Consider the following 13804-nt stretch of genomic DNA (forward strand, 5'->3'; position numbering starts at 1 on the left):
GGGAAAAGGAGAAGGACAAGGCTCAGGCCTTACCCTTCTTACCATCCTTGTCGTCGAGCGGAACGCCGAAGAGTTCGAGGCGGTGGTCGACCAGCCGGTAGCCGAGGCGGGCGGCGATCTTCTCCTGCAGGGCTTCGAGTTCGGGGTCGTTGAACTCGATGATCTTGCCCGAGCGGGTGTCGATCAGGTGGTCATGGTGCGATTCCGGCATCTCTTCGTAGCGCGCGCGGCCATCGCCGAGATCGAGCCGGCTGAGAATGCCGTTTTCCTCAAACATGCGCACGGTGCGATACACCGTGGCGATCGAGATGCGCGGATCGACCGCGACGGAGCGGCGATGCAGCTCTTCCACATCGGGGTGATCATGCGACGCACTGAGGACCCGGGCGATCACACGCCGCTGGTCGGTCATCCGCATACCAAGCTGTTCGCAGAGTTGTTCGAGGCGGCTGCTCATGCGCCGAACGCCTTCTTTTGTGAATGAGAATCCCTGTCAGACCGACCCCGATGGGTCAACTGGCAGTTTAGCATGGCCCGCAGCACGATGAAACGCATTGGCGAGGCGCTACGACAAAGCCCCGGCGTTCCAAAGGCCTACCGGCGACGGCGGCCCCGGCCCAGACCGATCTTCTTGGCTAGAACCTGCCGCTGGATGGCATAGTTCGGCGCCACCATCGGATAATCGGCCGGCAGGTCCCAGCGCTCGCGATACTGTTCCGGCGTCAGCTTGTAGTGGCTCATCAGATGCCGCTTGAGCATCTTGAGTTTCTTGCCGTCTTCCAGGCAGACGATGAAATCCGGCGTCACCGATTTTTTCACCGGCACCGCCGGAGCCGGGCGTTCGCCGCTGCCGCCACGGATCATCCCGCCGGCCGGCGCGGGCTGTGCATCGATGCCGGCCAGGGTGCCGTAAATCTGCCGGATCAGCCCGGGCAGTTCGCCGGCCTCAAGCTTGTTGTTGGAGACATGGGCGGCCACGATTTCTGCGGTCAATGCCAGCAGTTCGGATCGATCGGCGGAATGGGCCATGATCTCGCTCCTGAATACTTAAGTAAAACGCTTGAGGATGGCCGAATATATAAGGAGCGAGTTCAATAAATCCAGCGCAGCGGGACTGTATTTTAACGTGTCATGCCGGTCTTGCTTCAACTTATACTTTATTTAACACAGCGGCTTCACGTCCGCATCACGATGGCGTCGTGCTGGCGGCCGGCGGGGTCGCGGTAATAGCCGGGCCGGCGGCCGATCTCGGTGAAGCCCGCGGTCGCATAGAGCGCCCGGGCGGCGACATTGTCCTCGGCCACCTCCAGAAAACAATGCGGCGCCCCGCGTCCGGCCAGCTTGTCCAGCCCCACCAGCAGCAGCCGGCGCGCCACGCCCAGGCGGCGCAGGCGCGGCCGCACGGCAAGCGTGATGATTTCGGCCTCGTCGGCGGCCTGGCGCAGCAGGATGAAGCCCGCCGGCTGATCGCCGTCGTCCAGGGCCAGCAGCGCCAATGCGCCCGGCATGGCCAGCAGATCGCGCAGGCTTGCCGCCGTCCAGACTTCGCCATGCCCGGCGAAACCATCGGCATGCAGGGCGGCCAGCACGGCAGCGCTTTCCACACCACAGGCCCGGATATTCAGGGTCAGCCGGGCCGCGGGCTGCGTCACGGCCGGCGAGGCGGTCGGCAGTTTGGCATCCGGCGGCCGGATATAGAGCGGCGCCGGCGCCATCAATGGGCGTGGCCGTGCCGCGGCGAGCCGTGCCACCAGGGCCGGATCGGGATCAGGCGATTGCAGCGACAGATGCAGGTCATCGCGCCGTGCCGCGTCTTGCAGCAATGCGCTGCCGCTGCCGACCAGCACGGCCGGGCCCTGCGGCAGGATGGCGACGGCAGCGGCGATGCCGAGTAGTTGCGGTTCGGTCAGGGCAGCGCCAGGTCCGGATGCCGCAGCGGCAAAGCACTGGATATAGACTTCATCGCGCCGCGCATCGATCACCGCCACCGTGGGCAGGCCGGGCTGCGCGGCAGCTGTCGCCAGAACCTCGGTCGTGGTGATGCCCCAGACCGGTTTCCCGAGCGCCAGGCCGAGCGCGCGCGCCGTCGCCAGCGCCGTGCGAATGCCGGTGAAGGACCCCGGGCCGATGGTGGCGGCAATGCCATCCAGATCGGCCAGCTGAATGCCGGCCTGCTGCCGCGCCTGTTCCAGCGCCGGCAGCAGCCGTTCGGCATTACCCTTGCCGCCGGCGGAAACGACCGTCGCCAATGTCGCATCGCCGTCGATGATGGCGACCGAGCAGGCATTCAGGGCAGTGTCGATGCCGAGCAGCTTCACGGCGCCATGCTCCGATGGTAGGAGAACGGAACCGTCATCCCGGAGTCCGCCGCATGCCGCTCGTCGAAATCAGGCCGCCCGCCTTTCCGGTGCTGCTCGACCTGCGCTATGCCACCGCCGACAACCTGACCGGCGCGCCGATCTATCGCCGTCCGGCCTGCTATCTCAACGCCGAAGCCGCCGGACTGCTGCACAAGGCCATCGCGCTGGCCGCACAGATGCAGCTGCGCCTGAAGGTGTTCGATGCCTTCCGCCCCACCGAAGCGGCCTGGGCATTGTGGAACCATACGCCCGATCCGACCTTCCTGGCCGATCCGCGCAAAGGCTCGCCGCATTCGCGCGGCGCGGCGGTGGATGTCACGCTGGTGGATGCCGATGGCGAGGAGCTGGACATGGGCACCGGTTTCGATGCCTTCACGCCGCTCGCCTTCCACGGCGTGCTGGAGATCACGCCGGAGCAGCAGGCCAATCGCGCCCTGCTGCTCGGCATCATGACCTCTGCCGGCTGGGATTTCTATCGCAATGAATGGTGGCACTATCAGCTGTTCCAGCCGCGGCGCTATCCGCTGCTCTCCGATGCAGCGGCGGGCACCGATATGATGTGATCAGCGTCGGCCTCGCCGGCGAGCCAGCGCGCGGTTTCCTCGACGCTCGCCTTGCCGGCCAGCGCATCGGCGATCACTTCGCCAACAACAGGGCCGAATTTGAAGCCATGGCCCGATGTGCCGCAGAAGGCGTAACCGCGCGGCCCGATCTGGCGGAACTGGAATTTCTCGTCGGCCTCGACATCGTAGAAGCAGGTCTTGGCCTGGCTGACACGATACTGGTCCAGGTCGGCAATGCGGTGGCGCGCCTTGGCGAGGATGGCATCGATCTCGTCCTGCGTCGCATCGCGGTCGATGCCCGGATCGGCGGTGGGCCCGAAGGTATGGTCGCCGATCTTCAGTCCGGTACGCATGCCGTCGCGGGTGATGCGCGGCGGCACCAGATAGAAACCCTGGCCTGAATTCTGGCCCTGCCCGATCTCCAGCAGCATCGGCGCGGCGTACCAGGACGCACCGAGATCGGCCGGCGGCTGCAGATACACCACCACCTGACGCGAGGAACGCGAAACCGGCGCCAGACCGGGCAGCAGCTGCGCCGTCCATGGCCCGGCGGTGACCAGCACATGATCGGCCTGCAGCACGGTTTTGTCGGCCAGCGTGACGCGGCCCATCTCGGGATCGACGGCGACGACTTTCTTCTGCGTCAGCAGCGTGACGCCGCGCTCGCGCAGATGCGAGCTCAAAGCAGCGACAATCGCCTCGGCGAACAGCACGCCGCCGGAGGGGCAGTAAAAGGCATCCTGCAACCCCTCGCCGCTCAGCATCGGCCAGCGCCCGAGCACGGTGGCGGCATCGAAGGGCAGATGCTCGATCTCTTCTTCGGTCAGAATGGCAGCACAGGCTTTCGCCCAGTCATCACCCGCGCCGCTCAGTACCAGCGTGCCGGTCTCGGCATAGAGCGTCATCTTCAGGTCGTGCCACAGCCGCTTCCAGGCGTGATAGGCGTGGCGCACCATGCGGGTGTAACCGCGCTGCGCGCCATAGGGGTAGCGGATCAGGCGATGCTGGTCGACCGAGGTGCCGAGCGGATTGGGCAGCGCGCCCTGTTCGATCAGCACCACCTCATGGCCGAGTTTCTTCAGCGCCCGCGCCGTGCTCAGCCCCATGATGCCGCCGCCGACGATGATCGTCTTCATGTGGACAGCCCCTGCACGACCAGCTCGGCCGCGGCCAGATCTTCCAGCGCCAGGCCGACCGACTTGAACACCGTGATCTCCGTGTCGTCGCGGCGCGCCGGTGCATCGCTGCGACACAGATCGAACAGATCGCCACGCACATCTTCGGCACGCAGCAAACCTTGCTTGAGCGGCAGCACCAGGTCGCCGGCTTCCTTCAGGGCGCCGGCGCGGCTGTCGACCCAGACGCTGCCGCGCGTCAGCGTGGCATCATCGGCTTCGCGCATGTCCGGCGTGAAACCGCCGACCAGATCGACATGCGTGCCGGGCTTCAGCCATTCGCCGCGCACCAGCGGCTCGCGCGACAGCGTGGCACAGGAAATCGTATCGGCGACGCGGATCGCCGATTCCAGATCGTCGATCACCGCGATCGCGGCATTCAGATCGCCCAGCCTTTCGGCGATATCTTCGGCGCGGGCGCGATTGCGGTTCCACACTTCGATCCGTGTATAGGGCCGTACCGCACAATGGGCGCGGATGAGATGAGGCGCCAGCGAGCCGGCACCGATCATCAGCAGATGCCGCGCATCCCTGCGCGCCAGGGAATCGGCCGCCAGCGCCGAAGCGCATCCGGTACGGCGCAGCGTGAGTGCGACACCGTCGATCACCGCCTTGGGCAGACCGGTGCGGGCATCAAGCAACAGGTAGGCGCCGGTCACCGAAGGCAATCCGAGCTTAGCGTTATCCGGATAGACGCTGACCGCCTTGATGCCGATATGCCGACCGGGTTGCCAGGCCGGCATCAGCAGCAGGGTACCGCCGGCGCCACCTGCTCCAATGCCTTCTTGGGGAGCGTCGATATGATAATGGCTGCGCACCGGCACTTCGCCACCGGCCCGAAAGGCCGCACGCAAATGTGGAATCAGTTTGGCATAGGGCAGGGCCGCATGAACGGTGGCCGCATCGATCGAACGCATATCCCAATACTGTCCTTAAAAAAGGCGACCTGTCATCAAACGAAGGGCCATCAGGCGATCGGAGCAGGCGGCAACGGCGGCTGGGTCCCGCCGGAGACCTGGACCGCCTGCCGGGCCTGACGCTGCTTTTCGGCCTGTGCCCTGTGGCGTGACGCCGACCAGGCATTCAGCCGGCCGATCACCACACCGAGCACAAGGCCGCCGAAAAACACAGCGAAGACCAAGAGATAGAGCGGCAATTCGATCTCGAAGGGCAGCGGATCGACACTGACCGTCACCGCATTTTTATTGGCGACGGCGAAAACGATCAGGATCAGGAGAATCAGGGCGCCGATGAGAACGCGCAGAAAGCGCATGCGGCACCTCCATGAAAAAACTATTCAGCGTCGGCGGTCTGCTTGGCCGACAGATTCAGCTTCTGGCGCAGTTCCTTACCCGTCTTGAAGAAGGGTACGAATTTCTCCTGCACTTCCACGGCAGTACCGGTGCGCGGATTGCGTCCGGTGCGCGCCGGGCGACGCTTTACCGAAAACGCTCCGAAACCGCGCAATTCAACACGATCACCGCGCGACAAAGCGTTTGCGATCTCGTCGAAGATCGTACCGACAATGCGCTCGATGTCGCGCTGAGTCAGATGTTGATTGCGTTCGGCCAGACGGTTGATGAGTTCGGACTTGATCATCGGTTTTCCCTGCGCAGCGGCGGCGGGCCCCCTCGTTCTCTACTCAGGGTGCCAAAGGGAGACCAGCCCGTCAAGCCTAAGCCGTTCGGAGAAAAGGCTTTTTCCAAACAGGGCGGCAAAGGCGCGGCTGCCCAGGCCATCCAGCATCCCGACCGGCGGGTCCGGCGGGATGTCCCGCAGGGGCAGGTCCGGGGCTATGCCGCGCTGCTGGGTCAGCCAACTCCGGGCCTCGGCCAGGCCGCCCAGGCCGTCGATCAGCCGGCTTTGCAGGGCCGCCCGGCCGGAATAGACCCGGCCGTCGGCGAGTTTTGCCACCTCGTCGCGCGGCAGGTCGCGGCGGCTGGCCACCAGGTCGACGAACCAGGCATGGGTCTCATCGACCATGCCCTGGATCTGGGCCCGGCCGGCCGGGCTCATCGGCCGGGTCGGATTGGGTTCGGCCTTGAGCGGGCCGGAAGTAATGGTCTCGGCGCTGACGCCGACCTTTTCCATCAGTTTGGAGAATTCCGCAGTCTGGAACAGCACGCCGATCGAGCCGGTCAGCGAGGTTTCCCGGGCCAGCACATGATCGCCGGCGATGGCGACCATATAGCCGGCGGAGGCCCCCAGCGTGCCGATCACGGAGACCACGGGCTTGTGTTCGGCCAGCTTGCGGATCGCCTGGAACAGCGCCTCGCCGCCATAGGTGCTGCCACCCGGGCTGTTGATATGCAGGATCACCGCCTCGACGCGATCATCCTCGGCGGCCTCTTCCAGCTTTTCCAGCCACCAGTCGTTTTCGGCAATCACGCCGCTGATTTCCAGCCTGGCCACATGGGCCTGGCGCTGGGCCAGCAGGTTGCCGGGATCGAGGCGGTAAAGCCCGATCAGGACAAGGGCGAGGACCGCCAGCACGGCCACCACCCGCCAGCGGGTGGCACGGCGGGCGAGCGCGCGGCGTTCGAGCCAGGCATCGGTATCTGTGGACATGGGTTAAACTTAAGTAGCCATGAGGTTTTTGCCAAGCGGCATAGGCGACAAAACCGGCCGGCCGGCGCTATGGTTCCCGTCATGCACCGCCGGTTTCTTGCCACCCTGGCCATGTCCTGGACCCTTGCCGTGCCGGCCTGGGCCCAGTCATCCCCCGGCGTGGCACCCCCCGGCGGGGCCATTGGCGGCGAACGCCCCACCTATACCGAGCGGGCGCTGACATCCACGCCGATGGACGGGGCGATCCGGCAGCGTCACTGGGCGCCGGGCCTGAACCAGGGCTATGTGCCGCAGGGCCTGACCTTCGTGCGCGGGACGCTGTTCGTGGGCACCTATCGCAGCACCGAGGCACAGACCAATCGCGGCCCGGCGCGCATTTTCGCCGTCGATCCGAACAGCGGCGCGGTGATCGGCGGCTTCGACCTGCCGGCCGCCATCGGTCATGCCGACGGGCTGGCGGCGACACCCGATGGCGGCCTGCTGTTTCTCGCCGACAACAGCCGTACCCTCCACGCCTTCGATCTGCCGCGTTCCCTGCAGGCCGGCATGGCCGTCGCCGTGGGCGACCCGCGCTCGCTGGAAAAAGATCCGGCGCTGGGCAGCAACTTCCTCGCCTTCGATGGCCGCCTGCTGTGGTTCGGCCGCTACAGCCGCGACGACAGCGCGGCCCGGCTGATCGCCGCCGATCCGGCGGTGCTGTTCGGTGGCAGCAGCAATAACAACGCCCGGCCCTTCCGCACGGCCGAAGCGGTGCGCAGCCTGCCGCTGCCGTTCCATGCCCAGGGCGCGACTTTCGATGCGGCGGGTGCGCTGTGGATCAGCACCAGCAACGGCCGCATGGGCAAACTCCATCGCATCGATACGCGGACGGGCGCGGTGCTGGCGCAGCATGACGCGATGGCCGGACTGGAAGACCTGGCGCGCGGCAGCGACGGCTTGCTATGGGCTGTGGGCGAGGCCGGATCGCAGCGCTGGAACAGCTGGGCGACCTTCTTCCCGCTGCTGTTTTCCTTTGATCCGGCGCTGCTGAAGTAAGGGCGCCTGAAGTAAGGGCGCCGCGGCTTACGGCGGATCGAGCAGACCGCGCAGGGTGGCCTGCAGCACGCCTTTTTCCAGCGCCTCGACGGCGATCTGACGCTGCCTCGATGGCGGCGGCTGATGGCCGTCGGTATCCTGCGCCGCGCTCCAGCTGATCGTGCTGAGCACGAAGCCGACGCGCTCGCTGCCGGCTTCGGCCGCGACCGGCAGCAGCAGGCGGCGCACGCGACCGCTGCCCTCTTCCATGAAGCGTCGCGTGTTGTCGATATAGAGCGGCTGGGCGCGTTCGATCACGCTGGAATAGATCTGCTCGACATACCGGCGGTATTCGCCGTCGGCGTAAAGATCCGCGCTGGTCTTGCCCGTGGCATCGCGACCGAAACGCTGCACCAGTTCGGTGCCAACCAGACGGAAACGGATTTCGCCGTCCTGCCCGGTGGGTTCAACCAGCGCCAGATGCGGCAGCAGGCGCCGCGGCATATCGAGCGGATCGATGGCGGCGCGCGGCGGAAGCGGATGGGCACCCCGCTTGGCGGACCAATAGGCAGCCAAGTTGAGCAGGATACGGTCGTCGGCAAAAGGCAGAGAGAGGCCTGACACGGGAACGCGAAATCTCAAAACCGACGGGACGAATCGGGCTGCGGTAACATGATCCGACTGTCAGATAATTTTCATTCCGATTCAATGACTTACAACTGTGCCGGGAATCGTTTGAGTCTAAAATATCGTACAGGGGTGTTAATCCGTGTTTTCGCCATCGCCCAGTTGCGCCTTCAGCCTGGCCAGGGCCAGCCGGATGCGTGATTTCACGGTCCCCAGCGGCAGCCGTTCTTTTTCGGCGATATCGCGGTGCGACAGATCCGAGAAAAACGCCAGCCGCAGCAGACGGGTCTGCTCTTCCGGCAGGGTCAGCAGGGCGGCCCGCAGGCGGGCTTCATCGCGCGCCACATCCAGACCCTGATCCGGCAGCGGTGGCGCTTCGGGCACCAGGGCCGGATCATTAGGGTCAAATTCCGGCCGTTTTTCCCGCCGCAGCCGGTCGATCCGCTTGTTGCGCGCGATGGTAAACAGCCACGTGGCCACCGAGGCCTGCACGGGGTCGAAACCGGCGGCGCGGCGCCAGGCGACGATCAGGCTTTCCTGCGCCAGTTCCTCGGCCACGTCTTCAGCCGCCCCGAGCCGCATCAGATAGGCTTTCAGCCGGGGCGCGAAATGGTCGTAGAGCGTGCCGAAAGCGGCGCGGTCGCCGGCTTCGGCCACCGCCTGCATCAAGCTGGCCTGGCGCCCCCTGTCCATGGGGTGATGGTGCTGAAAACGGCAGGATAAGGCAAGGGCACCAAAGGTTTATGCAACAATCCGTGATCGGGGCCACAGCCCGTGGCAAGACTGCCATGATGTCGCCATGAAATCGGGTGGAAATCACTCACCTCCACAGCTATGTTCGCCGCCATGATCGACAACAAGGCCCTCCGACCGGCAGTCTCGCTGCCCGCCTCGCTCCTTCTGTTGCCAAAGCTTCCGATGCTGGGGTTCATCCTGCTGGGGCTTGCTCTCGCAACCTGCTTGGCCCTGCCCGATGCCCAGGCGCAGACCCAGACGCAGACCTTGGCTCAGGCGAAGAAAGCCGAGCCGAAAGCCGCTGTCGCCGCCAGGCCCGAGACCAAGCGGATCGGCAGCTTCACCGGCTGGGATGCCTATGAGCATACCGACAAGGGCGCCAAGCTCTGCTACCTGCATGCCCTGCCGCAGAAGAAGGAACCTGCCGCTGCCAAGCGCGGCGAGATCTACATCCTGGTGACGCACAAGCCGAAGGAAAAGATCCGCAACGAGGTCAGCATCTATTTCGGCTATCCGCTGAAGGAAACCGGCCCGGCACAGGCGGTGATCGGCCCGACCACCATCGAGATGTTCACCCACCAGGAAGCCGCCTGGGCTGCCGATTCCGCCACCGACCAGAAACTGGTCGAGGCCCTGCGCAGGGGCAAGACGCTGGTGGTGAAGGGCGAGTCAGCCCGCGGTACCAAGACCACCGATACCTACGATCTGGGCGGCTTCGGCCAAGCCCTGCAGGCGATCGACAAGGCCTGCGGCATGGGGGCGACCTCGTGACTGCAATTGTTGCAGATATCGGGGTGCGCGACCGCGCGCCGCGTCCGGCCGCCGCGCCGGATGACCGCGCCGAGCTGCTCGGCCTGACGCGCGCTGAAATTGCTGCTGCCCTGGTTGCCGCCGGCGAGGCCGAGAAACCGGCGAAGATGCGCGCCAGTCAGCTCTGGCACTGGATTTATTACCGCGGCAGCCGCGATTTCGCCGAGATGACGACCCTGTCGAAAGAGCTGCGCGAGCGGCTGGCGACCCGGTTCAGCATTGGCCGGCCGGTGACCAGCAAGGACCTGAAGAGCACCGACGGCACCCGCAAATGGCTGCTCAAATTCGCCGATGGCGAAGAAGCCGAATGCGTGCATATCCCGGAAGACGACCGCGGCGCGCTCTGCGTTTCCAGCCAGGTCGGCTGCACGCTGACCTGCCGCTTCTGCCATACCGGCACGATGAAGCTGGTGCGCAACCTGGATGCCGCCGAAATCGTCGGCCAGGTGATGCTGGCCCGCGACCACCTGGATGAATGGCCCTCGCCGCCGGACGGCCGCATGCTGTCCAACATCGTGATGATGGGCATGGGCGAGCCGCTGTACAATTTCGACAGCGTCGCCAAGGCGCTGAAGATCGTGATGGACAACGAGGGCATCGCGATTTCCAAGCGCCGCATCACGCTCTCCACGGCGGGTGTGGTGCCGATGATTCCGCGTTGCGGCGCCGAGCTGGGCGTCAATCTTGCGATCAGCCTGCATGCTGTGCGCGACGACATCCGCGACGTGATCGTGCCGATCAACAAAAAGTATCCGATCAAGGAACTGATGGCCGCCTGTGCTGCCTATCCGGGCCTGAGCAATGCACGCCGCATCACCTTCGAATACGTGATGCTGAAGGGTGTCAACGACAGCCCGGCGGATGCCAGGGAACTGGTGCGGCTGCTGAAGGGCGTGCCGGCCAAGGTCAACCTGATCCCGTTCAATCCCTGGCCCGGCGCGCCCTATGAATGCTCAAGCGACGAAGCGATCCGCAAATTCAGCGACATCGTGTTCAACGCCGGCTATTCCTCGCCGGTGCGCACGCCGCGCGGCCGCGACATCATGGCCGCCTGCGGCCAGCTCAAATCCGCCAGCGTAAAACGCAGCAAGGCCGATATCCTGCGCGAGCAGGCCGCGAAAGACGCCGCGGCCGTCGCCCTGCCGGCCTGACGCCGATGCAATATCGCGCCGCCATTTCCGCCGGCCTCGCCATCGCCCTGCTGGCCACCGCCGCGCAGGCCCAGTTGCGCGGCCCCAGCCTGGCGCCGACACCGATCGCACCCACTCAGACACCGGAGAATACGGTCACGACACCCTTGCGCGCACCGGTCGATGATCGCGTCGCGTTCAACATCGCCGAGAGCTGGATCATTCCGCAGTTTTTCGCCCTGGTGCGCGAGAAGCAGAAGCGCGCCTCACGCAGCAAAGAATATCCGCGCGCCCTGCCCGAGGGGATCGCCGCCGCGCCGGCGAAAGGCGACCTGCTGCCACAGGACATCCTCGCCCGGTTGGACCGCCTGCCCGGGCCGCTGCTGCGCGAATTGCCGCCGCGCCGTCCCGATACCGACCGCGTCGTGGTCGGCCAGAATGTGCTGATGGTGCGCGTGTCGACCGGCGAAGTTCTCGATATACTGCCCAAGATTCTCTATTAGCGTCGCCGCATTTTCAGCGCCGGAAGAAACCGACCAGCTCGGCCAGTTCGGTCGACTGATGCGCCAGTGCCTGCGCCGACGCCGTGGTTTCCTCCACCAGAGCCGCATTGCGCTGGGTCGCCTCATCCATCTGCGTCACTGCCGTGCTGACCTGCTCCAGTCCGGTGGCCTGCTCGCGGCTGGCGGCGGCGATCTCGGCAATGATATCCGAGACGCTGCGGATCGCCGCATTCACCTCCGTCAGCGCGCCGCCGGCCTGCTCCACCAGTCCGGCACCGTTGCGCACATGGCCATTGGATGTTTCGATCAGGCCCTTGATCTCCTTGGCTGCATTGGCCGAACGCTGGGCCAGCGCGCGCACCTCATGCGCCACCACCGCAAAGCCCTTGCCGGCCTCGCCGGCGCGCGCCGCCTCGACGCTGGCATTCAGCGCCAGCAGGTTGGTCTGGAAGGCGATCTCGTTCATCACCGCGATGATGTCGCCGATCCTGCCGGCACTGGCCTCGATCTGCCGCATCGCCGCGATCACGCCCTGCACCACCTCGCCGCTGGCCACCGCCTTGTCGCGCGCGCCGTGGCTCAGGCCATCGGCACGCGTCGCATTCCCGGCATTCTGCTTCACCGTGGCGGTGATCTGCTGCATGGTTGCCGCGGTCTGTTCCAGCGCCGCCGCCTGGCTTTCGCTGCGCTGCGCCAGATCGAGGCTGCCCGATGAGATTTCCGCCGATGCGGTTTTCACCGCTGCCGCACTCTCGGCCAGGCGGGCCGAGAAATCGCCGAGCAGACCGGCCATCGCATTGGTGCTGTTTTTCAACTGACCGAACAGGCCGGCATAGTCGCCGGTGATCTGGCGGCTGAGATCGCCGGTCCCGAGTGCCGCGGTGACCAGTGCCATCTCGTCCATCATATGCTGCAGGATTTCGGCGAAGCGGTTGAGCTGCTTGCTGAGATCGAGGAAAAAGCCGCTCTTGCCTTCCTGCGACAGGCGACTGGACAGATCGCCCGCCAGCAGGCGGTTGACCAGATCGGTGACTTCGGCGGCCGAAACCCGTTCCCTCGCCTCGGCTTCGGCACGCTTGAGCTGTTCGCCGTCGCGCACCACCTGGCGGTCGCGCGAGGCCTTGCGGCGCGCCATCATGCCATGCTGCCAGTCGCGCCAGGATTGCCGCAGTTGCTGCAGCCGGACACCACCGCCGGCCAGAATGCCGAAGCTGGCGATCACCGGCAGGCCGAGCATCAGGCAGAAACCGAACACGGCGGCGAGCCGGTCTGATTTCTGTTCAAGCAGGGTCCTGCAAGTGGCGGACAGGTCTTCGGCGACGCGGTCGCGCACGCGGCAGATCTGGTCGATACGCTGGGTGGTGACCTGGAACCAGTGCGGTGCGGCGATGCCGCCCGTGGAATTTCCATGCGCATAGCCGTCGTAGATGGCCGCACGCAACTGCACCACTTCGGCAAAGGCAGGGCCGGCGCAGACCTCATCGAAAAACACGACCTGCTGTTTGCTGGCATGCGATTTAAAGACGGCGAAATCGGCATCCTGCAAGAAGCCGAGACTCATCAGACGCTGGAACACTGTCAGCTCGAACTTGCCCGCCGCCAGCGCGCCGGAGCCGGTGGCGCGCTCCTGCGCCGATTTCTCCAGACCTTCGAGCAGGGCGAGGAAGGCATCCAGCCCGCGTGCAATCGCCATGTTCTGCAGCATGTAGCCGAGGCTGCGCACGCTCTCCAGCGCCTGCCGGATCGGCGTTGTCCAGTTGGCAAACGACTGCTGCGTGGTGAAGCCGAGCCGGTCGATGCTGTCGCGCGCATTGCGGGCCGTGTCGAGCGTCGCGCTCAGGATTGCGCCGGCAGCCGCCAGATCCTGCAGTACCGCAAAATCGCTGCAGTCCTCCAGCGCGGCGCGGAGCGCCAGCACTTTCTGGTCGACGCTGCTGCGCGCCGCCTTCAGCTGCTCGCGGAATTCCCTGCCGCCGCTGCCGAGATACAATGCGCTGGAGCCGCGTTCGCGCTGCAGGTCATGGCACAGTCCGCCGGCGGCAATCGCATAGGCGATGGCCATGGCCGCGGCCGGTGCTTCCGCCGTCAGCTGGCGGGATTCGAACATCTGTGAGGCGGCATATCCGATGAAACCGAGTACGGAAAGACTGCGCGACCTGTTGCGGCCAGCGCCAAGACGATCGGACATGCACGCACCTCTATCGCTTTTTGCGATGCTGCAATCGAATGATTGCCGACTGAAAACGAAGCATGATCCGTGCCAAGAGCACGCTTGCGGGGATGGCGGAACGACTTCTGCGCGGATCACGTGTGCCCGCG

16 protein-coding genes are annotated in these 13804 nt (G+C 65.5%); 5 read left to right on the top strand and 11 right to left on the bottom strand.

The annotated features are described in order from the left end of the window. Positions 1–22 precede the first annotated feature (22 nt). The 3 genes from OJJ21_RS08905 to tsaB all read right to left on the bottom strand — a co-directional run bounded on the left by OJJ21_RS08905 (position 23) and on the right by tsaB (position 2318). Positions 23–457, bottom strand: a complete 435-nt coding sequence (locus OJJ21_RS08905; RefSeq protein WP_297685249.1) for a Fur family transcriptional regulator — start codon at positions 455–457, stop codon at positions 23–25. A gap of 137 nt (positions 458–594) precedes the next feature. Next, positions 595–1029 carry a MucR family transcriptional regulator gene (locus OJJ21_RS08910; RefSeq protein ID WP_297685251.1) on the bottom strand — a complete coding sequence of 145 codons (435 nt, stop codon included), beginning with the start codon at positions 1027–1029 and terminating at the stop codon, positions 595–597. A 146-nt stretch (positions 1030–1175) separates the two neighbouring features. Then, entirely contained in the window at positions 1176–2318 is a 1143-nt protein-coding gene (gene tsaB / locus OJJ21_RS08915; protein WP_297685254.1) for a tRNA (adenosine(37)-N6)-threonylcarbamoyltransferase complex dimerization subunit type 1 TsaB, read from the bottom strand. Between the two features lie 53 nt (positions 2319–2371). On the opposite strand from tsaB, the gene ddpX reads away from it, so the two are divergent. Next, entirely contained in the window at positions 2372–2923 is a 552-nt protein-coding gene (gene ddpX / locus OJJ21_RS08920) for a D-alanyl-D-alanine dipeptidase (protein WP_297685256.1), read from the top strand. Here ddpX and OJJ21_RS08925 read toward each other — a convergent pair. The 5 genes from OJJ21_RS08925 to sppA are packed head-to-tail and all read right to left on the bottom strand — an operon-like array spanning position 2878 to position 6666. Continuing rightward, a complete protein-coding gene (locus tag OJJ21_RS08925; RefSeq protein WP_297685258.1) occupies positions 2878–4059 on the bottom strand; it encodes an FAD-dependent oxidoreductase in 1182 nt (393 codons plus the stop codon). The two genes, ddpX and OJJ21_RS08925, sit on opposite strands and share 46 nt — an antisense overlap. Then, positions 4056–5015 carry an ornithine cyclodeaminase family protein gene (locus OJJ21_RS08930; protein WP_297685260.1) on the bottom strand — a complete coding sequence of 320 codons (960 nt, stop codon included), beginning with the start codon at positions 5013–5015 and terminating at the stop codon, positions 4056–4058. Before OJJ21_RS08930 ends, OJJ21_RS08925 begins: the two co-directional genes overlap by 4 nt. Before the next feature lie 50 nt (positions 5016–5065). Further along, positions 5066–5371: a LapA family protein gene (locus tag OJJ21_RS08935; protein ID WP_297685262.1), complete on the bottom strand. Its 306-nt coding sequence runs from the start codon at positions 5369–5371 to the stop codon at positions 5066–5068. A gap of 20 nt (positions 5372–5391) precedes the next feature. Beyond that, complete coding sequence (ihfB, locus tag OJJ21_RS08940; protein ID WP_297685264.1) at positions 5392–5697, bottom strand: integration host factor subunit beta; 306 nt, start codon at positions 5695–5697, stop codon at positions 5392–5394. A gap of 39 nt (positions 5698–5736) precedes the next feature. Continuing rightward, a complete protein-coding gene (gene sppA, locus OJJ21_RS08945) occupies positions 5737–6666 on the bottom strand; it encodes a signal peptide peptidase SppA (RefSeq protein ID WP_297685266.1) in 930 nt (309 codons plus the stop codon). An 81-nt stretch (positions 6667–6747) separates the two neighbouring features. Between sppA and OJJ21_RS08950 the strand changes: the two genes are divergently transcribed. Further along, entirely contained in the window at positions 6748–7701 is a 954-nt protein-coding gene (locus OJJ21_RS08950; RefSeq protein ID WP_297685268.1) for a hypothetical protein, read from the top strand. Positions 7702–7728: 27 nt separating this feature from the next. On the opposite strand, the gene OJJ21_RS08955 is transcribed toward OJJ21_RS08950, so the two are convergent. Further along, complete coding sequence (locus tag OJJ21_RS08955) at positions 7729–8304, bottom strand: PAS domain-containing protein (RefSeq protein ID WP_297685270.1); 576 nt, start codon at positions 8302–8304, stop codon at positions 7729–7731. 138 nt (positions 8305–8442) lie between these two features. Further along, the gene (locus OJJ21_RS08960; RefSeq protein ID WP_297685273.1) at positions 8443–9000 is read right to left on the bottom strand and encodes a sigma-70 family RNA polymerase sigma factor; all 558 of its coding nucleotides are present in this window, start codon (positions 8998–9000) and stop codon (positions 8443–8445) included. 225 nt (positions 9001–9225) lie between these two features. On the opposite strand from OJJ21_RS08960, the gene OJJ21_RS08965 reads away from it, so the two are divergent. Genes OJJ21_RS08965 through OJJ21_RS08975 form a run of 3 tightly spaced genes read left to right on the top strand, consistent with a single transcriptional unit; the run spans position 9226 to position 11485 of the window. Beyond that, positions 9226–9813 (top strand): invasion associated locus B family protein, encoded by a 588-nt coding sequence (locus tag OJJ21_RS08965; protein WP_297685275.1) that lies wholly within the window; start codon positions 9226–9228, stop codon positions 9811–9813. 17 nt (positions 9814–9830) lie between these two features. After that, positions 9831–11003 (top strand): 23S rRNA (adenine(2503)-C(2))-methyltransferase RlmN, encoded by a 1173-nt coding sequence (gene rlmN / locus OJJ21_RS08970; protein WP_297685344.1) that lies wholly within the window; start codon positions 9831–9833, stop codon positions 11001–11003. 5 nt (positions 11004–11008) lie between these two features. Beyond that, entirely contained in the window at positions 11009–11485 is a 477-nt protein-coding gene (locus OJJ21_RS08975) for a hypothetical protein (RefSeq protein ID WP_297685277.1), read from the top strand. 13 nt (positions 11486–11498) lie between these two features. Here the strand turns inward: OJJ21_RS08975 and OJJ21_RS08980 are convergent, their stop codons facing one another. Further along, entirely contained in the window at positions 11499–13673 is a 2175-nt protein-coding gene (locus OJJ21_RS08980) for a methyl-accepting chemotaxis protein (protein ID WP_297685279.1), read from the bottom strand. Positions 13674–13804 lie beyond the last annotated feature (131 nt).

The organism is Ferrovibrio sp., assembly GCF_025869515.1.
In the GTDB taxonomy this organism is placed as follows: Bacteria; Pseudomonadota; Alphaproteobacteria; order Ferrovibrionales; family Ferrovibrionaceae; genus Ferrovibrio.